Raw genomic sequence first — 18,897 nt, forward strand, 5'->3', positions numbered from 1 at the left:
GCGGCGGGCAGGGGCCTTGGCGAGCCCGATCCGTCCGGCAGGGGGTTGTGGACCATGCGCGCAGGGAAGCTCTGGCGGTTCCGGTCAAGCACGGCGCGGCGGGAGCCGGAGCCGGCCGTGCGCTACGGCATCCCCCAGGTGACGCCGGCGCACCCGGTGGCGGGCCTGGACCACGCCCTGGCGCAGGCGACCGCGCTGCTGTCCCGGGCCCGCTCGGCCCGGGACTGGGCCGAGGTGCAGCGGCTGCTGGGGTGGATCGACGCGCACCTGGACCAGCGGCTGCGGCTGACCAGGCCGCCCACGCCCGCGCCCTGAGTGACGGACGGGGCACCCCGAGTTGCGGGTCCGAGGGGTCGGGCGCACCGTCGAGGCGTGGCGTTTCTCTGTCGCTGTGCGGATGCCGGCGTGGCCGCCGCACCCCCTCACCTCCATGGAGGTAGTTGTGAGTACGACGCTTGACCCGGCCCGGGTGATCGGGCACAAGGTTCTCGACGCCGAAGGCCACAAGATCGGGCAGGCCGACGAGGTGTACCTGGACGACAGCACCGGCACCCCGCAGTGGGTCACCGTGAAGGGCGGTCTGTTCGGCGGCAAGGGCCATTTCGCCCCGCTGGGCGGCGCGGTCCTGGTCGACAACGACGTCCGGCTGGCCTACGCCAAGTCCCAGGTCGACAGCGCCCCCGAGCTGGAGACCGGACGGCACCTCTCGGTGGAGGAGGAGATGACCCTCTACCGGCACTACGGGCTGGGACAGCCGGAGGCCGCCGGCAAGGGCATGAACGGCACCGCCGGCGCGGCGGGCACGGCGACCGGCACGGCGACGGGCACCGCGGACGGCAGGACCGCCGGCGGGACCGACACCATGGCGAACGGCATGACGACGAGCGGCATGGCCGGCGGTATGGCCGGCGGCATGACCGCCCCGACCGGGATGGACCGGCTCGGCACCACCGACGCCCACCCCGACGCGGTCCAGGACCAGTTGGCCATGGGCGCCCGGGACGGCCGGGTGATGACCCGCTACGAGGAGCGGCTGCACATCGGCACCGAGCGGGTCGAGGCCGGCCGCGCCCGCCTGCACAAGACCGTGACCAGCGAGAAGGTCGAGCGCACCGTACCGCTGATGCACCAGGAGATCCGGGTCGAGCGTGAGCCGATCCCGGACGGTGAGCACGGCGCCGCCATGGGCGACGCCGACTTCGCCGAGTCCGAGCTGGACGTGACGCTCTACGAGGAGCGCCCCGTGGTCAGCAAGGAGGCGGTCGCCGTGGAGCGGGTCAGGGTGCGGGTGGAGGACGTCACCGAGCAGGTGGTCGTGCACGAGGAGGTCCGCATGGAGCGGATCGACCTGGTCGACGACCCCAGCGCCGACGCGAAGGCCCGCAGGGACATGTGACCCTCCCGGCCGTGCCGACCGGCGCCGCTCCCGCCCGCGTGTGACCCGTCACACCGGCGCGGGAGCGGCGTCTGCGCGGGCAGGGGGCAAGCGACAGGTGACAGGTGACAGGTGACTGGCAGAAGGAGAGACATGGACGACTTCGCCGTACCCACCCCCCAGGACCAGGTCTCGCTCTATCTGGAGGCCCTCGAACTGCACATGGACCCCGACCAGTTCCGGGTCCTCGGCGCCCTGCTGGAGGGCGCCGGCCAGCTGTACGAGTCCGGCCTCGAACAGGTCGACACCGCGGTCGACGAGGCCGACGAGGAGTTCCTCACCGAGGACGTGATGGAGGAGTTCCTGGTCATCGTGGGCATGCTCACCACCGGCCGGATGGACCAGCAGGTCGTCGACATCGGCGGCGGGATCACCACCGTGGTGACCCAGGACGTCGCCACCGACCCGGTGCGGATGCGGGAGCTCCGCAGCTGGGCCGCCGAGCAGCGCGAACTGCGCGACGCGGACGGGCCGACCCCGGACGCCTGACGGGCTGCCGGGCCCTGGGTCAGCCGGTCGGCTCCGGGCTGACCCGCAGCGACGCCCGGTCGACGGGCTCGCCGCAGTGCCGGCAGACGCTGACCGCGTCCAGCGGATGGCCGCAGTCGTGGGCGAACTCGGCGGTGCCGCCGGGGCCCCACTTCTGCCCCCACTGGGCCAGGGCCTGCAGGATCGGGCCGATCTCCTCGCCCGCGGCGGTGAGGTGGTACTCGTGGCGCGGCGGGTGCTCGGAGTACTGGCGGCGTTCGACCACGCCCGCGGCCTCCAGCTTGCGCAGCCGGTCGGCCAGGATGTCGCGCGAGGCGCCGGTGAACCTGGTGATCTGCTCGAAGCGGTGCACCCCGTAGCGCATCTCGCGGACGGCCAGCAGCGTCCAGCGCTCCCCCAGCAGCTCCAGCGAGGCCGCGGCCGGGCAGGGGCGGGGCCTGGGCTCCCGGTCGGCCATGGTCTCCATCCCGACCATCGTGTCGATGTCCATACGACCCATCGTAGTCAGTTGTGGTTTCCAACGCACATGGCTATCGTCGAAGAGTCCGTAGGAAATCACAACTGACTCCGTGGAGCCGCCATGTCCGCCACCGACTCGACCGCGCGCGGACTGGCGGAACCACCGCCCCGGGCGCAGGCCGACCCCCATGACGACCCCGCGGTCCGCAGGCACGCCCTGCGCGTGCTGGCGCTGGGCAGCCTGGGCGTCTTCGTGGTCTTCCTCGACACCACGATCGTCAACATCGCCTTCCCGACCATCAGCCGCAGCTTCCACACCGGCCCGGCGCACCTGTCCTGGGTGCTCAACGCCTACAGCCTGGTCTTCGCCGCGGTACTGGTCCCGGCCGGACGGCTGGCCGACCGCTACGGGCGCAAGCGCGTCTTCCTCACCGGGATGCTGGGATTCGCCCTGATGAGCGGGCTCTGCGGACTGGCCACCGGCACCGACGTGCTGATCGCGGCCCGCGCCCTGCAGGCGGTGTTCGCCGCCCTGGTGGTGCCGACCTCGCTGGCGCTGGTGCTGCCCGAGTTCAGCGCACCCCGGCGCCATGTCGCGGTCGGCACCTGGGGCGCCATGGGGGCCGCGGCGGCCGCACTTGGACCGACCATCGGCGCACTGCTCACCGAGTACGCCTCCTGGCGCTGGATCTTCCTGGTCAACGTGCCGATCTGCGTGCTGGTCGCGGTCCTCGGCCGGCGGCTGCTGCCGGAGACCCGCGACCCGGCGGCCACCGGCATCCCCGACCCGCTCGGCGTGCTGCTGGTCGCCGGCGCCCCGGCGATGCTGAGCCTGGCCATCGTCGAGGGCCCGGACTGGGGCTGGTCCGACCCCCGGGTGCTCGGCGCCTTCGTCCTCTCCGCGTTGCTGCTCGCGGCCTTCCTGCGGCGCTCGGCCACCGCCGCCCAGCCGGTGCTGGACCTGTCGCTGTTCCGGGAGCACCAGTTCCGGGTGGTCAACGCGGCGACCCTGCTCTTCTCCACCGCGTTCTACGGGATGCTGCTCGCCAATGTGATCTTCCTTCAGACCGTCTGGCACTACTCGGTGCTGCGCTCCGCACTGGCCAGCGCCCTCGGGCCGATGCTGGTCGCGTTGATCGCCCGGACCTCCAGCCGGATCGCGGCGCGGACCGGGCACCGTCCGGTGCTGCTGGCCGGAGCGGTCGCCTGGGCGCTGGCCGCCGCCGGATTCGCCACGGTCGCCGGCGGCTCCCCGCACTGGCTGACCCACTGGCTGCCGTGGACGCTGCTGATGGGCCTGGGGATCGGACTGACCCTGCCGGTCCAGTCCGGCGCCGCGGTCAAGCACCTGCCGCCGGAGCGCTTCGCCATCGGATCGGCCGTCAACTCCAGCTTCCGGCAGCTCGGTGCGGTGCTGGGGATCAGCATCTTCGTCGCCGTCCTGGGTGCCCCGGCACCGTCCGCCGCCGTCGCCGCCTTCGACCACGTCTGGTGGGTCTTCGCCGGCCTCGGTCTGGCCGCCGGACTGGTCCAACTCCTGCCTGCGCGAGGTCGGATGACCCGGCCCTGATCTGCCGTCATTCCCCTCTACACTGGGGCTCACCCCCTCGGAGAGCCGGAAGGACGCGATGACCGATCAGGCCTGGATCCCGGAGGACGTGGACGCGGAGCGACCCAGCATCGCCCGTATCTACGATTTCCACCTCGGCGGGAACCACAATCTGCCGGTCGACCGCGCTGCCGCCCGTGAGGTGGTCGCGGTGATGCCGGAACTGCCCGGCATCCTGCGGGCCAACCGGGCCTTCCTGACCCGGTGCGTGGGGTACCTCGCCGAACAGGGCGTCAGGAAGTTCCTGGACCTGGGCTCCGGCATCCCGACCGTGGGGAACGTGCACGAGATCGTCCAGGCGGCGCACCCCCGGGCCGCCGTGGTCTACGTCGACAACGACCCGGTCGCGGTGGAGCACAGCCGGCGGATACTGCTGGGCAACGACCGTGCCGAGGCCGTCGACGGGGACCTCAGGGACCCGGTCTCGATCCTGGCCGACCCGGTGGTCGAGCGACTGCTGCTGGCCGACGACGCACCGGTCGCCGTGCTGATGAGCGCCGTACTGCACTTCGTCCCGGATGACGCCGAGGCGGCCGACCTGGTCGCGGCCTACCGCGACGCGGTCCCGGCCGGCAGCTGGCTGGCGGTGTCGCACGGCAGCCACAAGGAGGAGTCCGCCGCCCGGATCGGGCGGGCGGCGGAGCAGTACTCCCGCACCGTCGCACCGATGCGGCTGCGCTCGCTCGAGCAGGTCACCGACCTGCTGAAGGGTTTCGAGATCGTGGCGCCCGGCGTGGTCTACTGCGAGCAGTGGCGCCCGGGCCCCGACGACGACCCGGCGCCGGTCTACCCGCTGCCCCAGCTCTGCGCGCTGGCCCGCAAGCCCTGACGGCGGCCCGCCCGGTTCCGGATGCCCGGTTCCGGATGCCCGGTTCAGAGCTCCAGGTCGACCTGGACCCGCTTGCCACCGGCCTGGCGCTCGACCTCGAAGCGCCGGCACAGCGCCAGCACGATCTCCAGGCCGTGCCGGCCCACCCGGGCCGGGTCGGCCTCGCTGGGCACCGGCAGCGACGGCTGGGTGTCCCACAGGGTGATCCGCAGGATCCCGGCGTCGAGCTCCAGGTCCAGGTCCAGCAGGCACGGCCCCGGCGCGTACTTGGCGGCATTGGTCACCAGCTCGCTGGTCACCAACCGGGCGTCCTCCAGCAGCGCGGCGGTGACGGCGACACCGTGCTCGTTCTGCGCCCGGTCCAGGAAGTCGGAGACGAAGACGCGTGCGGCGCCGACGGTCCCGCGCCTGCCGTCGTAGGTCGCCCCCTCGCTCAGCCCCGTCCGCCGCGGCCACACCACTTCCCGCGCCTGCTGGCCTTCCATCGGCTCTTCCTGCCTCTCGCACCACCTGTCGGCCCGCCCATGATCGGTGGCCGACAGCCGCACGTCTACCCTCGTTGCCGGCGTCCAATCCGGTCCGGCCGCCCGTTCCGCGGGTAGGAGCCCGGCATGGAGCGCGAGACGAGCAGGACCACGGACGAACCACCGCAGCGACAACCGGACTTCGGGCTGTTCGGACCGCAGTCGGTGACCTGGCGGGTGCACGCCGACCCGATGATGCTGCCGGCCGGGCTGCGCGCGCTGCTGCTCCAGGCGCTGCACCCGCTGGCGATGGCCGGGGTGGCCGAGCACTCCCGGTACCGGGAGGACCCCTGGGGGCGGCTGTTCCGGACCGCGCAGTACGTCGGCGCGGTCACCTACGGCAGCACCGCGCAGGCCGAGGCGGCGCTGGCCCGGGTGCGCGCGGTGCACCTGCGGGTGCGCGGGACCGACCCGGACACCGGCGCCGGCTACCGCGCCGACGACCCCGAACTGCTGACCTGGGTGCACTGCTGCGAGACGGACAGCTTCCTGCGGGTCACCCGGGCCGGCGGGCTGCGGCTGACCGCCGCCGAGGCGGACCGCTACGTCGCCGAGCAGCGGGAGACGGCCTGGCGGCTCGGCGTCCCCCGGACGGCTCCGCTGCCGGCCACCGTGGACGAGCTGGACGACTACTTCGACCGGATCCGCCCGGAGCTGCGGGCCGGTCCAGCGGCCCGCGAGGCCGCCCGCTTCGCGGTGCTGCCGCCGATGCCGCTCTGGGTCGCGCTGGCCACCCCCGCGCGGCCGGCCTGGACCGGGATAATGGCGCTGGGCGTCGCCTCGCTGCCGCGCTGGGCCAGACGCCTCTACGGGCTCCCGGGCTGGCCGGTGGCGGACCTGGGCGCACGGGTGGCGACCCGCTCGCTGCGCACCTCGCTGCTGGTGCTGCCCGCCGCACTGCGCGAGGGCCCGCACCTCAAGGAGGCACGGGCCCGACTCGCCGCCCACGGGTAGCGGGGCCGCGGGGAACAGGACGCGGGGAACAGGACGCGGGTGGCAGGACACGAGAGAGGGAGGAAGCCGTGCCCGAGGGCGACTCGGTGTTCCGCACCGCCCGGATGCTGCACTCCGCGCTGGCCGGACAGCGGCTGACCACCGCCGATCTGCGGGTACCGGCGCACGCGACCGCCGATCTGACCGGCCGCCAGGTGCTGGAGGTGCTGCCGCGCGGCAAGCACCTGCTGGCCAGGTTCGAGGGCGGGCTGACACTGCACACCCACCAGCGGATGGACGGCCGCTGGTCGACCTACGGCAGCAGCGAGCGCTGGGACGGCGGCCCGTCCTGGCAGATCCGGGCGGTGCTGGGGAACGCCGGGCACACCGCCGTCGGCTACCGGCTTCCCGTGGTCGAACTGCTGCGGACCGAGGACGAGCAGCGCGCGGTCGGCCATCTGGGTCCCGACCTGCTGGGACCGGACTGGGACGCCGCCGAGGCGCTGGAGCGGCTGTCGAAGGACCCGGGCCGACCGCTGGTCCTCGCCCTGCTGGACCAGCGCAACCTGGCCGGCATCGGCAATGTCTACGCCAACGAGCTCTGCTTCCTGGCCGGAGCGGCCCCGTGGACCCCGTACGGCGAGGTGGCCCGCCCGGAGCGGACGGTGGCGCTGGCCCGCCGGCTGCTCTGGCTGAACCGGCTCCGGCCGGGACACACCACCACCGGGGACACCCGCTCCGACCGGCGGAACTGGGTCTACGGACGCACCGGGCAGCCCTGCCGCCGCTGCGGCACCCGGATCGCCCGCTCCACCGCCGGCGACCCGCCGCAGGACCGGGTCGCCTTCTGGTGCCCGCGCTGCCAGCCTTAGCCCCCCTTGGCGCAGCCCGGGGCCCCGGGGCCGTCTGCGGACTCCGGGGCGCTGCTGTCGCGCCGAACGGAGCATTCGCCCGAAACGGTCTAAAGTCGTCGCGGTGGGCAAACCTGAGTCCAGGAGGAAGCGATGACGGCACCGGCCGAGAACCGGACCACCCCTCGGGTCCCCTGCATTCCGGGCGCCCCCAGCTGGGTCAGCCTGCTCGCCCGTGACCCAGCCGCCCAGCAGGCCTACTACGGCGCGCTGCTCGGCTGGCACTACGAGGAGGTCGACGAGGAGTGGTGGGGCTCCTACGCCTTCGCCGTGGCCCAGGGCCAGCGGGTGGCGGGTATCGGCTCGCAGCCGCAGGGCTGGGCGACCGCCCCGACCACCTGGACGGTGTTCTTCGGCGTCGAGGACATCGACGGCGCCGCCCAGCGGGTGCGCGAGCGCATCGGCACGGTGGGCGTCGGCCCGGTCGACGTCAGCGCCGGACGGGTGGCCATCGCGGTGGACCCGTCCGGGGCGGTGTTCGGCCTGTGGCAGGGGACGCCAGGGCCCACCCGGATCCTGGAGATGTCCGGCGCGCCCTCCTGGATGGAGCTGCGCACCGACCCGTTCGCGGCCGCGCTGTTCTACGGCGAGGTGCTCGACTGGGCCGGACAGGACCGCGCGCACCTGGACGTGCACTGGGAGAACGAGCGGGTGGTGCTGCGGGCCGGCGGCCACCGGATCGCCGCCCTGCGCGAGGCGGACCCGCTGCTCGCCGGCGGCTCCGTGCAGGCGGAACGCCCGTACTGGCACGTCTCCTTCGCGGTGGACGACGCCGACAGTGCCGCCGAACGGGCGGTCCGGCTGGGCGGCAGCTCGGTGGTGCCGGTGGTCGACTCCCCCTACGGGCGCGTCGCCGAACTCCGGGACCCCGAGGGCGCCCGTTTCGCGCTGATCAGCAACGACTGACCCCGGTCCGCGGGGCGGTCCGGGCCGGACTTCCGGAAGCCGCGCCGATCCGGGCCGCTTGTGGCACTGTCGTGTCCGTGGACCATCCGTCTCCTGATTACCTGGAGTGAGCATGCGACAGGACTCCCACCCCGACTACCACCCCGTCGTGTTCCGGGACCGGTCGGCCGGCTACGCCTTCCTCACCCGGTCCACGGCGACCAGCGAAGAGACCATCGAGTGGGACGACGGCGCTACGTATCCGGTGGTGGACGTCGAGATCTCGGCCGAGAGCCACCCCTTCCACACCGGCCGGGCCCGGACCGTGGACCCGCAGGGTGAGATCGCCAAGTTCCAGCGCCGCTACGGCGGCGGTGGCACCGGCAGCGCCGGCGGGGGCGGTGGCGCCAACGACGGCGGCGGTGACGACGAGGCGGTGCGCACCCCCACTCCGGGCGAGGTCACCCCGGACGCGCTGCTGCACACCGGCAGCGACGGCGAGCTGTCGCCGGAGGACCTGGTGCTGGCCAGCGGACGGGACGTCACCCCGGCGACGCTGGAGTGGGCCCGCCGGCGGCTGGCCGAGGAGGGCCGGGCGGCCCTGGACAAGCAGCTGCCCTGAACCGGACGCGGACAGGGGCCCGGTGACGGTTCGTCACCGGGCCCCTCGGGTTCACCGTCTGCGGCAGGACCGCTCAGGACCGGTAGCCCTCGACCTCGGACGCGGGCCGGATCGCCGCGGCGTCCTCGCCCTGCCCGAACTCGCGCAGGGCCCTGCGCTGGCGCAGCAGGTCCCAGCACTGGTCCAGCTGCACCTCGATCTCGGCGAGCTGCTTGTGCGCCTGGTCCGGGTCCGCCTCCCCCGAGGCGACCTTGGCCCTCAACTCGTGCTCGGCGGTGACCATGCTGGTGATGGCCTCCAGGATGTCGGGGTCGGGCATGCGCTCCTCCTGGTGCTTCCTGGTGGGGACTGCCCCCGATGCCCCATCCTGCCCGCGCCGCCCGCACTGTGCACGGCGATCAGGGCACGGCACTCACGCCGCGCGGCCCCAGCCGTCCTCAGCTCCGGGCCGGTCGGCCCGGCGGCGCTCCACCCCGAGCCGGGGGATCAGCACGGTACCGGCCAGGAGCAGCAGCAGCACGACCGCGACCAGGGCGGCCGGCCCGGGACGCCCGGGGACCTCGGCCGCCAGCAGCACGCCGGCCGCGACCACCAGTACCAGCGCGACCGCGCCGCGCGAGCCGCGCAGGAACAGCCACAGGTGCCACAGCCGGTGCAGCCGCATCGTGCTCAGTCTCCGGTCCAGCTCGGTGTCGGCACGCAGCCGTTCCTCGATGCCGTCCAGGATCCGCTGCTCCCGCAGGGTCAGTGCCGGTCCGTCAGTCATCGCCATGTCCGCAATCCCCGCCCTCCGCCATGGAATGCGGCTTCCCGGACCGGGCGCACTTCTAACCTCCGGACACCACCCGGTTCTCCCGGGCCTGCGTCGCCACCGGCTCGGGCACCGGCTCAGGAGCCTTCTCGGACACCGGCGCGGAGGAGGCCACCAGGACGGAGCGTCCGACCGCGGGACCGCGGCTCTGGCGGACCAGGCCGAGCAGCGCGAGCGCGGCCAGGGCCATCACGGCGACGCCGTACTCGCGGGTGGTCGCCAGCAGCCCGCCGCCGTGCACCACCAGCACCCCGCCGATCACCGCGGGCAGGCCCATGGCCAGGTAGGACACCACGTAGAGGGTGGACAGCAGGCCGGACCGCTCGTGCGGGGCGGCCAGCGGGACGGTGGTCCTGATCGCGCCCTGGAAGCCGCCGCCGAAGCCGGCCCCGGCCAGCGCGGTGGCCAGGAAGAACCCGGCGGTGGAGCGGTGGTCGACCGAGAGCAGGGTGCCGCCGACGCCCAGGATCAGTGCGGCGATGCCGAGCAGCATCACCAGCCGCGGCCGGGCGTCGCGCAGCAGCAGTACGGTCAGCGCGCCGCTGCCGGCCAGTACGAACAGGGCCAGGCCGCCGAGCAGCGAGGAGTCGGAGCCGACGACCACCCGGACCACGGCGGGCGCCACCGAGCCGTAGAAGCCGGCCAGCGCCCACACCGCCACCAGCACCGGCACGGCGGTCAGCACCGGGCCCACGGCGGTCCTGGGGATGCCGAGCCGGGGCCGCAGCGAGGCCAGCGCCCCGGGCTTGGGCTCGGAGGTCTCCGCCATCAGCCACACGCCCACGCCCTGCAGCAGGAAGACGCCGAGCAGGGCCAGGTAGACCAGGTGCACCGGCCAGGGCAGGTACTGCACCAGCAGGCCGGAGGCGATGGAGCCGGTGGCGGTGCCGGTCATCGGCGCCACGGCGTTGGTGATGGTGCCCTTGGCCTTGTCGATGTCCAGCATCCCGGCGCCGACCGCGCCGACGGCCAGTCCGGTGGCCAGGCCCTGGACCACCCGGGCCAGCAGCAGTTCGGGCACCCCGCCCGCGGTGGTCAGCACCACCATGGTGACGGCCTGCAGGGTGATGCCGGCCAGCAGCACCGGACGGCGTCCGACATGGTCCGACAGCGAGCCGACGACCAGCAGCGCGGCGAGCACCGCGAGGGCGTAGACGCCGAAGACCACGGTGGTGGTGATCGGGGAGAAACCCCATTCGCCCTGGTAGACGGCGTAGAGCGGGGTCGGGGCACTGGAAGCGGCGAGGAAGGAGACCACGATCGACGCCTGGAGGTAGAAGGCGACGCCGCGCGGCAGGTGCCACCGTCGGGTGTGCGAGGTCACGGGTGCTCCCAAGATTAGTCAGACAGGTCTGTCTAGTAGCCCCTTACACTAGACAGACCTGTCTGTTAAAGTCAAGGCATGGCTACCACCGCGCGGGAGCGGCTCCTGAACGCCGCCACGGAACTGTTCTACGAAGAGGGCGTGCACACGGTCGGCATCGACCGGGTGATCGAGCGGGCCGGTGTGGCCAAGGCGACCCTCTACAACACCTACGGCAGCAAGGACGGGCTGATCCGCGCCTACCTGGCCGACCGCCACGAGTCGCGCCGGCGCCGGATCACCGCCAAGGTCGAGCAGCACCAGGACCCCCGGGCGCGGCTGCTCGCGGTCTTCGACGCGCTCGCCGACTCCATCGCCGCCCCCAACTACCACGGCTGCGCCTTCGTCAACGCCAGCGCCGAGGCGAGTCCGGACAGCGGGATCCAGGAGGCCACCGCCGAGTACCGGGGCTGGGTGCGCGGCCTGCTCACCGACCTGTCCAGGGAGGCGGGCGCCGAGGACCCCGAGCGGCTGGCGCGGACCCTGATGCTGCTCTACGACGGCACCTCCATCTCGGCCCGGATGGACCACGACCTCACCGCCGCCGAACTCGCCAGGAGCACAGCCGAGGCGCTGCTGGACGCGGCCGCACCCCGCTGAGCCCGAATCTTTACCCAGCCTTTACGTGTCCTCTGCAACCACATGCGTAGAGTTCCGACTCTTTGGACTCGGATATCCAAATGCCATGACGTGAGTGGAGCGAGTACGTGCGGCGGATCATGAACACCATCGGGATAGCCCTGGTGGCCGGTGCGGTGCTGGGGAGCGCGAGCGCCTGCGGCCCGACCTCGACGGCGAAGAGCGCGGGGTCGTCGGACGTGAGCGTGGCCCCCGGGACCAGCGCGAGCGCCGGGGCCGGCACCGGTGCCGGAGCCGGGACCAGCAGCAGCGCCTCCCCCAGCGCCAGCCCGTCGCCGACGCACCCGGCCGGACCGGCCATGCTGCTGGACTCGATCACCCCGGCCGACACCGCCAACGTCGGCGTCGCGATGCCGATCTCGATCGTCTTCACCAAGGCCGTCGCCACCTCCGCCCGCAAGGCCATCGAGCAGCACCTCACCGTCTCCGCCTCGGTCCCGACCACCGGCGCCTGGCACTGGTTCAGCAGCCGGCGGGTGGACTGGCGGCCGCAGAACTACTGGAAGTCGGGAACCAAGGTCTCGGTCACCGCCGACCTCACCGACGTGGGCGACGGCAACGGCGACTACGGCACCCACTCCTACCAGCACACCTTCACCATCGGCAGCGACGTCGAGACCACGGTCTCGGTCACCGGCCACTCGATGACGGTCAGCAACGCCGGCAAGGTCGTCCGCACCATGCCCATCGACGCCGGCAGCTCCGCCTGGCCCTCCTGGGACGGCACCATGGCCGTGATCGACAAGTCGAAGGAGGTGCGGATGACCTCCTGCAGCGTCGGCATAAGCTGTGACAAGTCCAGCCCCGACTACTACGACCTGACCCTGCCCTGGGACGTGCACCTCACCGACTCCGGCACCTATGTGCACTACTCCACCGGCGACCCCCAGCCGGGCCACAGCGTCGGCTCGCACGGCTGCGTGCACCTCTCGCTGACCAACGCCGAGTGGTTCTACAACTACGTCAAGCAGGGCGACCCGATCACCATCACCGGCTCCCCCCGCGGCAAGGCCGCCGCCGACAACGGCTACGCCTCCTTCAACCTCAGCTGGTCCCAGTGGCTGGCCGCCAGCGCCACCGGCGCCCAGCAGACCGGCACGCTGTAGCAACCGCGCGCCTGCGACGTACCTGCCCCTTCCCGGACCCACGGGGAGGGGCAGGCTCGCGTTGGCTCCGTACAATCGGCGCTCATGGCTGACCTCTACGCTCCGACGAGTCCCTACGACAGTGGTTTCCTCGACACCGGGGACGGCAACCGGATCTACTACGAGCAGTTGGGCAATCCCGAGGGGAAGCCGGCGCTGAACGTGCACGGCGGGCCGGGGGCCGGGGCGCCGCGCCGGCCGACCCGGGCCTGGGACCCCGAGCGCTACCGGGTCGTCCGCTTCGACCAGCGCAACTGCGGTCGCAGCACCCCGCATGCCAGCGACCCGGCGGCGGACATGAGCCTGAACACCACGCAGCACCTGGTCGACGACATGGAGCGGCTGCGGGTGCACCTCGGCATCGACAAGTGGCTGCTGAACGGCGGCTCCTGGGGATCGACGCTGATCCTGGCCTATGCGCAGCAGCACCCCGAGCGGGTCAGCGAGATCGTGATCCCGGCGGTGACCACGACCCGCCGGGCCGAGACCGAATGGCTCTACCGGGGCGCCGGGCGGTTCTACCCCGAGGCCTGGGACCGGTTCCGCGACGGCGTCCCCGCCGACGAGCGGGACGGCGACCTGCTCGCGGCGTACGCCCGGCTGATGGAGAACCCCGACCGGGCGGTCCGGGAGCAGGCCGCCGCCGACTGGCTGGCCTGGGAGGACGCGGTCATCTCCGACGAGCCCAACGGCGTGCCGGGCATGTACAGCGACCGCGACGTCGATGCGCAGATCGCGTTCGTACGGATCTGCGCCCACTTCTTCAGCAACGGCGCATGGCTGGAGGAGGACCAACTGCTGCGCGACGCCCACAAGTTGGCGGGTATCCCGGGGGTGTTGGTGCACGGCCGGCACGACATGGGCTGCCCGGTGCAGACCGCCTGGGAACTGGCGAAGGCATGGCCGGACGCGCGGCTGCACATCATCGAGGACTCGGGCCACGGCGGGAGCGAGACGATGCAGTGGACCGTCCGGGCGGCCATCGAGGAGTTCAAGGACCGGTGATCCGGCGCTGCGACCGGGCCGGATCAGGTGCAGGTCGGAGTCGGTAGCGGTTGGTCGGCGCCGTTGACGACCATGCCCCAGGTGGTGGAGGCGCCGGGGCTGAGGGTGCCGTTGTAGGCGGCGTTGGTGGCGGTGACCGCGTTGCCGGTCTGGGTGACGGTGGCGTTCCAGGAGTTGGCGACGGTCTGGGAGCCGGCGAAGGAGAAGCCGACCCTCCAGGCGGCGATCGGCGCGGTCCCGCTGTCGGTGACGGTGAACTGGAGCTGGTAGCCGCCGGTCCAGGAGCTCACCAGGCCGGCCGTGACGGTGCAGCCGCCGGCGCCGGCCGAGGCCGACGGAAAGGCTGACGCCGAGGCCGAGGCCGAAACTGACGGCGACGCGGAGGGGCTGGGTGACGTGCTGGTCGGGGTGCTCGTGGAGTAGGTCGCCGCCGTGTACGGCTGTCCGCAGGACGAGGCGCAGGAGGCCGGCAGCGAGAAGGAGTAGATCCTGCCGCCGTTGAGGAGGGCGTCGGAGGCGTCCACCACCTGGATCTGGTACTGCGAACCGCCCGCCGTGGTCGGGGCGATGATGTAGTCGTCGCCCATGTCGCTGTTCATCGCGGCGCTCTGCCAGCTCCCGGCCGAGTAGTAGCGGATCCCGTGGATGCCGTTGGGCAGGTGCGAGACCGCGATGGCCGGCCAGTAGACCTGTGCCGACTGCAGGAAGCCGATGTTGATGTCACCGGTGTAGTCCGGGGCGGGGACGAACTGCCAGGACACCTGGCGGTTGTTCCAGTGGTTCGGGTACATGTCCCCGACCGCCTTGCCGTTCAGCACGAACTGGTTGAGCGCGGCCTGCGCCAGGTCCACGTGGTAGGGGTCGTCCCGGCACCAGGCGTTGGAGTCGCCGCAGCTGTCGGCGACCACGAAGGTCAGCGTGGCCCCGTTGTAGGCGTCCGTGGTCCAGCTGCCGTTCCGGCAGAAGGGCTGGTTCTGCGCGCCGTCGTTGGTGCCCGAGCAGTAGTCGCCGACCGTCACCCGGACGTAGCGGCCGCAGTTCAGCCCGTTGTCGAACATCCCGATGGTGCCCGCCGCCGAGGCCGGGATGGGCCGGGTCAGACTGCCGTAGTTCCCAGGGGTGTTGAAGACGTTGAGGGCCAGGAAGTCCTGGCTGTCCAGCTGCGCCTGGGGCAGGCCGCAGCCGCCGTAGGGCGACCCCAGCGAGCTGAACCAGGTGGCGTTGCCGGTCACCGGTGTCGAACCGCCCGTCACATCCAGGGCCCGGGCGGTCAGTTGGAAGGACAGCACCAGGGCGAAGGCACACACGGCGGCGGCCAGTGACATCCAGACTCTCTTGTCCGTGTTCATAGGAGGTTCCTAGGAGCACCGGGGGCCGCGGCGCAATCGGTGACCGTCCTCTCCGGACAGGGGCGCAGGTCAGCGGAGTGCGGGCGCGGGCAGAAGGTGAAACTTTCGCCCCGATCGGGCCAGGTCGACTCTTGCGACCAAAAGTTAGAATCCAGCGAAGATGTGTCTAGATATTGCGCCGAGTTGTCGACACCGTTACGGTCCAGCGTGCACCCGTCAACCCTCTCCTGTGTTCCCCTCCACCCCACCTGACTGCGGAGCCGCTTCGGGTCCGGCCCTCCGCGTCGAAGGGAGCAGAAGGTGTTCCATTCCATCCACCGGCTGAGGCGAGCTCTCGCCATGGCGGTCGGCACCGCGGTGCTGGCCGCGATCAGCCTGGTCGCGCTGGCGGTCCAGCCCGCCTGGGCCGCCGCCACCGGCGGCAGCGGCGCGAGCCTGCCCTACGTAGAGGTACAGGCGGAGAACTCCGCCACCAACGGGACGGTCATCGGCCCGAGTTACGCCCAGGGCCAGCTGGCCGACGAGGCGTCGTACCGCAAGGCCGTGACCCTGCAGGGCAGCGGCCAGTACGTCACCTTCACCACACCGGTGGCCACCAACTCCATCGACTTCCGGTACAGCATCCCCGACACCTCGGGCGGGTCGGTCTACAACGCGCCGCTGTCGCTCTACGTCAACGGCACCAAGCAGACCGACTTCACCCTCACCAACGCCTACAGCTGGTACTACGGGAGCTACCCGTTCACCAACTCCCCTGGCAGCAACCCGCACCACTTCTACGACGAGGTGCACCGCCTGTTCAGCACCACCTATCCGGCCGGGACGACCTTCAAGCTGCAGGTCGACTCGGAGGACACCGCCTCCTCGTACACCATCGACTTCGCCGACTTCGAGCAGGTCGGCGCGGCGCTGACGCAGCCGGCCGGTTCGGTCTCGGTCACCAGCGAGGGCGCCGACGCGACCGGCGCGGCCGACGCCACCAGCGCCTTCAACGCCGCGATCAGCGCGGCAGGTCCGGGCGGAACGGTGTGGATCCCGCCGGGGACGTTCAACGTCCCGGGCCACATCAGCGTCAACAACGTCACCGTGGCCGGCGCCGGCATGTGGTACTCCACCGTCACCGGTACCGCGCCCGGCTTCTACGGCAACTCGGCCCCGTCCCCGAGCACCAACGTCCACCTGCAGAACTTCGCGATCTTCGGCAATGTCCAGGAGCGTGACGACAGCGCGCAGGTCAACGGCATCGGCGGCGCGTTGAGCAACTCCTCGGTGTCCAACATCTGGATCGACCACATGAAGGTCGGCGCCTGGATGGACGGCCCGATGGACAAGCTGACCTTCAGCGGGATGCGGATCCGCGACACGACCGCCGACGGCATCAACTTCCACGGCGGCGTCACCAACTCCACCGTCACCAACAGCGACATCCGCAACACCGGTGACGACGGCGTGGCCACCTGGGCGGACTCCTCGCTGGGGGCCGACGCCAACGACACCATCTCCAACAACACGGTCCAGCTGCAGATCCTGGCCAACGGCATCGCGATCTACGGCGGCCACGACAACACCGTCAGCGGAAACCTGGTGCAGGACACCGGGATCTCCCAGGGCGGCGGCATCCACGTGGGGCAGCGCTTCACCTCCACCCCGGTAGGCACCACCACCATCTCCAACAACACCCTGGTCCGGGACGGCGACCTCGACCCCAACTGGCAGTTCGGCGTCGGCGCGCTGTGGTTCGACGGCAGCCAGGGCGCCATCACCGGGCCGATCAACGTCACCAACGCGCTGATCGAGCAGAGCCCCTACGAGGCGGTCCAGTGGGTCGAGGGAACGATCAGCGGGGTCTCGCTGAACAACGTGACCATCGCCGGCACCGGGACCTTCGCCCTGCAGGAGCAGACCGGCGGCGCGGCGAGCTTCACCAACGTCACCGCGACCGGCGTCAACGGCCCCTCCCCCGTGTACAACTGCGAGGGCGGCAACTTCGTGGTGACCGACGGCGGGGGCAACTCCGGCATCAGCGGCACCCCGTACTGCAGCGGCTGGCCGACCCCGGTCTTCCCGCCCTACCCGGCCACCGGGGTGACCGCCACCCCGAGCGCGCTGAACTTCGGTTCGGTGGCCACCGGAGCGACCAGCACCGCGCAGACGGTGACCGTCTCCAACCCCACCGGCTCGGCCGCGGCCGTCTCGTCCATCGCGGCCAGTGGTGACTTCGCCCAGACCAACACCTGCGGTTCGTCGATCGCGGCGAACGGCTCCTGCACGGTCAGCGTCACCTTCAAGCCGACCGCGACGGGCAGCCGCTCCGGCAGCCTGACCGTCAACGCCGGCGGGGTGACCAACACCGTCGCCCTCTCCGGGACCGGCACCGCGCCGGGTCCGGTACTGAACGCCTCACCGGCCAGCCTGAACTTCGCGGGCACGGTGGTCGGCTCCTCGGCCGCCGCGCAGAGCATCACCGTGACCAACTCGGGCACCACCTCGGCGACCGTCTCCGGCGTCTCGGTGACCGGTGACTTCAGCCAGACCAACAACTGCTCCACCATCGCGGTCGGAGCCTCCTGCACGGTCAACGTCGGCTTCCAGCCCACCGCCGGCGGCTCCCGCTCCGGCACGCTGACCGTCACCAGCAACGCCAACAACAGCCCCACCACCGCCTCGCTGACCGGCACCGGCATCGACAGCAGCACCAACATCGCCGCCGCCCGCCCGGCCACCGCGAGCTCCAGCAACGGCGTCTACACCCCCGCCAACCTCACCGACTCGGACGCGTCCACCTACTGGGAGAGCGCCAACGGCTCCTTCCCGCAGTGGGCCCAGGTCGACCTCGGCGCGAGCTACAGCATCGGCAAGATCGTGCTCAAGCTCCCGCCGGCGACCGCCTGGAGCGCCCGCACCGAGACCCTGTCGGTGCAGGGGTCCACGGACGGATCCACCTTCAACACGATCGTGGGCTCGGCCGGGTACACCTTCGACCCCAACGCCAACAACAACACGGTGACCATCCCCTTCAACGCCGCCACGGCGCGCTACGTCCGGGTGAACATCACCGCCAACACCGGCTGGAGCGCCGGCCAGCTCTCGGACTTCGAGATCTTCCCCAGCGGCAGCGGCGGCACCACCCCGTCCGCGACGCTGTCGGCCAACCCGGGCTCGCTGACCTTCGGCACCCAGGCGCTCAACACCAGCAGCACCGCGCAGTCGGTCACCGTGAGCAACACCGGCACTGCGGCCGCGTCGGTCTCCGGCGTAGCCGTCACCGGTGACTTCTCGCAGACCAACACCTGCGGCACGTCCATCGCGGCGGGCGGCTCCTGCACGGTCAGCGTCACCTTCAAGCCGACCGCGTCCGGCTCCCGCACCGGCAACCTCACCGTCTCCGGCAACGCCTCCAACAGCCCGACCACGGTCGCGCTGACGGGCACCGGGGCCGGCACGGTGGCCACCAACCTGGCGGCAGGAAAGGCCACCAGCGAGTCCAGCCACACCGACGTCTACCCCTCCTCCAACGTCACCGACGGCAACCAGAGCAGCTACTGGGAGAGCGCCAACAACGCCTTCCCGCAGTGGGTGCAGGTCGACCTCGGCTCGGCGCAGAGCGCGGCCCGGGTCGTGCTCCAGCTCCCGGCGGGCTGGGGCGCCCGCGACCAGACGCTGTCCCTGACGGGCAGCACCGACGGTTCCACCTTCAGCACGCTGAAGGCGTCGGCCACCTACACCTTCGACCCGAACGCCAACAACACCGTCACCATCACCTTCCCCGCGACCACCCAGCGCTACTTCCGGGTGACCGTCACGGCGAACACCGGATGGCCGGCCGGACAGGTCTCCGAGTTCCAGGTCTGGAACAGCTGACCTGAAACGTGACTGTGCCGCCGAGTAC

The 18,897-nt window shown here is 71.8% G+C and carries 18 protein-coding genes and 1 pseudogene; 13 read left to right on the plus strand and 6 right to left on the minus strand.

What is annotated here, in order from left to right:
* The first annotated feature begins 54 nt into the window (after nt 1-54).
* From ABUW04_RS20905 to ABUW04_RS20915, 3 genes are all read left to right on the plus strand, one after another.
* Nucleotides 55-315 carry a hypothetical protein gene (locus tag ABUW04_RS20905; protein WP_380566186.1) on the plus strand — a complete coding sequence of 87 codons (261 nt, stop codon included), beginning with the start codon at nt 55-57 and terminating at the stop codon, nt 313-315.
* Between the two features lie 127 nt (nt 316-442).
* Nucleotides 443-1,396 (plus strand): DUF2382 domain-containing protein, encoded by a 954-nt coding sequence (locus ABUW04_RS20910; RefSeq protein ID WP_380566187.1) that lies wholly within the window; start codon nt 443-445, stop codon nt 1,394-1,396.
* Nucleotides 1,397-1,528: 132 nt separating this feature from the next.
* On the plus strand, nt 1,529-1,924 hold the full coding sequence (locus tag ABUW04_RS20915) for a hypothetical protein (RefSeq protein ID WP_030259818.1): 396 nt from the start codon (nt 1,529-1,531) through the stop codon (nt 1,922-1,924).
* A gap of 19 nt (nt 1,925-1,943) precedes the next feature.
* Here the strand turns inward: ABUW04_RS20915 and ABUW04_RS20920 are convergent, their stop codons facing one another.
* Nucleotides 1,944-2,414, minus strand: a complete 471-nt coding sequence (locus ABUW04_RS20920) for a winged helix-turn-helix transcriptional regulator (protein WP_232242450.1) — start codon at nt 2,412-2,414, stop codon at nt 1,944-1,946.
* Nucleotides 2,415-2,504: 90 nt separating this feature from the next.
* Between ABUW04_RS20920 and ABUW04_RS20925 the strand changes: the two genes are divergently transcribed.
* Together ABUW04_RS20925 and ABUW04_RS20930 are read left to right on the plus strand one after the other, a co-directional pair.
* Nucleotides 2,505-3,953: an MFS transporter gene (locus ABUW04_RS20925; protein WP_380566188.1), complete on the plus strand. Its 1,449-nt coding sequence runs from the start codon at nt 2,505-2,507 to the stop codon at nt 3,951-3,953.
* Between the two features lie 58 nt (nt 3,954-4,011).
* Nucleotides 4,012-4,821, plus strand: coding sequence for an SAM-dependent methyltransferase (locus tag ABUW04_RS20930; protein WP_380566189.1), 810 nt, complete (start codon nt 4,012-4,014; stop codon nt 4,819-4,821).
* A gap of 44 nt (nt 4,822-4,865) precedes the next feature.
* On the opposite strand, the gene ABUW04_RS20935 is transcribed toward ABUW04_RS20930, so the two are convergent.
* Complete coding sequence (locus ABUW04_RS20935; RefSeq protein WP_380566190.1) at nt 4,866-5,306, minus strand: ATP-binding protein; 441 nt, start codon at nt 5,304-5,306, stop codon at nt 4,866-4,868.
* Between the two features lie 126 nt (nt 5,307-5,432).
* On the opposite strand from ABUW04_RS20935, the gene ABUW04_RS20940 reads away from it, so the two are divergent.
* The 4 genes and pseudogenes from ABUW04_RS20940 to ABUW04_RS20955 form a co-directional block, all read left to right on the plus strand.
* A complete protein-coding gene (locus ABUW04_RS20940) occupies nt 5,433-6,299 on the plus strand; it encodes an oxygenase MpaB family protein (RefSeq protein ID WP_380566191.1) in 867 nt (288 codons plus the stop codon).
* Between the two features lie 68 nt (nt 6,300-6,367).
* The gene (locus tag ABUW04_RS20945; RefSeq protein WP_380566192.1) at nt 6,368-7,150 is read left to right on the plus strand and encodes a DNA-formamidopyrimidine glycosylase family protein; all 783 of its coding nucleotides are present in this window, start codon (nt 6,368-6,370) and stop codon (nt 7,148-7,150) included.
* 132 nt (nt 7,151-7,282) lie between these two features.
* Nucleotides 7,283-8,095 (plus strand): VOC family protein, encoded by an 813-nt coding sequence (locus ABUW04_RS20950; RefSeq protein ID WP_051726029.1) that lies wholly within the window; start codon nt 7,283-7,285, stop codon nt 8,093-8,095.
* Between the two features lie 112 nt (nt 8,096-8,207).
* A pseudogene (locus ABUW04_RS20955) lies at nt 8,208-8,474 on the plus strand (type B 50S ribosomal protein L31); the annotation flags it as partial.
* 295 nt (nt 8,475-8,769) lie between these two features.
* On the opposite strand, the gene ABUW04_RS20960 reads toward ABUW04_RS20955, so the two are convergent.
* The 3 genes from ABUW04_RS20960 to ABUW04_RS20970 form a co-directional block, all read right to left on the minus strand.
* Nucleotides 8,770-9,015: a DUF2630 family protein gene (locus tag ABUW04_RS20960; RefSeq protein ID WP_030259795.1), complete on the minus strand. Its 246-nt coding sequence runs from the start codon at nt 9,013-9,015 to the stop codon at nt 8,770-8,772.
* Nucleotides 9,016-9,108: 93 nt separating this feature from the next.
* Complete coding sequence (locus ABUW04_RS20965; protein ID WP_380566193.1) at nt 9,109-9,468, minus strand: hypothetical protein; 360 nt, start codon at nt 9,466-9,468, stop codon at nt 9,109-9,111.
* 55 nt (nt 9,469-9,523) lie between these two features.
* Nucleotides 9,524-10,831: an MFS transporter gene (locus ABUW04_RS20970; RefSeq protein ID WP_380566194.1), complete on the minus strand. Its 1,308-nt coding sequence runs from the start codon at nt 10,829-10,831 to the stop codon at nt 9,524-9,526.
* Between the two features lie 78 nt (nt 10,832-10,909).
* Between ABUW04_RS20970 and ABUW04_RS20975 the strand changes: the two genes are divergently transcribed.
* The 3 genes from ABUW04_RS20975 (at nt 10,910) to pip (ending at nt 13,659) form a co-directional block, all read left to right on the plus strand.
* Nucleotides 10,910-11,470 (plus strand): TetR/AcrR family transcriptional regulator, encoded by a 561-nt coding sequence (locus tag ABUW04_RS20975; protein WP_380566195.1) that lies wholly within the window; start codon nt 10,910-10,912, stop codon nt 11,468-11,470.
* Between the two features lie 107 nt (nt 11,471-11,577).
* Nucleotides 11,578-12,615: a L,D-transpeptidase gene (locus tag ABUW04_RS20980; RefSeq protein ID WP_380566196.1), complete on the plus strand. Its 1,038-nt coding sequence runs from the start codon at nt 11,578-11,580 to the stop codon at nt 12,613-12,615.
* Nucleotides 12,616-12,699: 84 nt separating this feature from the next.
* Nucleotides 12,700-13,659, plus strand: a complete 960-nt coding sequence (gene pip / locus ABUW04_RS20985) for a prolyl aminopeptidase (protein ID WP_380566197.1) — start codon at nt 12,700-12,702, stop codon at nt 13,657-13,659.
* Nucleotides 13,660-13,682: 23 nt separating this feature from the next.
* Here the strand turns inward: pip and ABUW04_RS20990 are convergent, their stop codons facing one another.
* Complete coding sequence (locus tag ABUW04_RS20990; RefSeq protein ID WP_380566198.1) at nt 13,683-15,008, minus strand: cellulose binding domain-containing protein; 1,326 nt, start codon at nt 15,006-15,008, stop codon at nt 13,683-13,685.
* A 300-nt stretch (nt 15,009-15,308) separates the two neighbouring features.
* Between ABUW04_RS20990 and ABUW04_RS20995 the strand changes: the two genes are divergently transcribed.
* The gene (locus ABUW04_RS20995; RefSeq protein WP_380566199.1) at nt 15,309-18,869 is read left to right on the plus strand and encodes a choice-of-anchor D domain-containing protein; all 3,561 of its coding nucleotides are present in this window, start codon (nt 15,309-15,311) and stop codon (nt 18,867-18,869) included.
* Nucleotides 18,870-18,897 lie beyond the last annotated feature (28 nt).

Origin of the sequence: Streptacidiphilus jeojiensis (genome assembly GCF_042510965.1) — a bacterium.
Classification (GTDB): Bacteria; Actinomycetota; Actinomycetes; order Streptomycetales; family Streptomycetaceae; genus Streptacidiphilus; species Streptacidiphilus jeojiensis.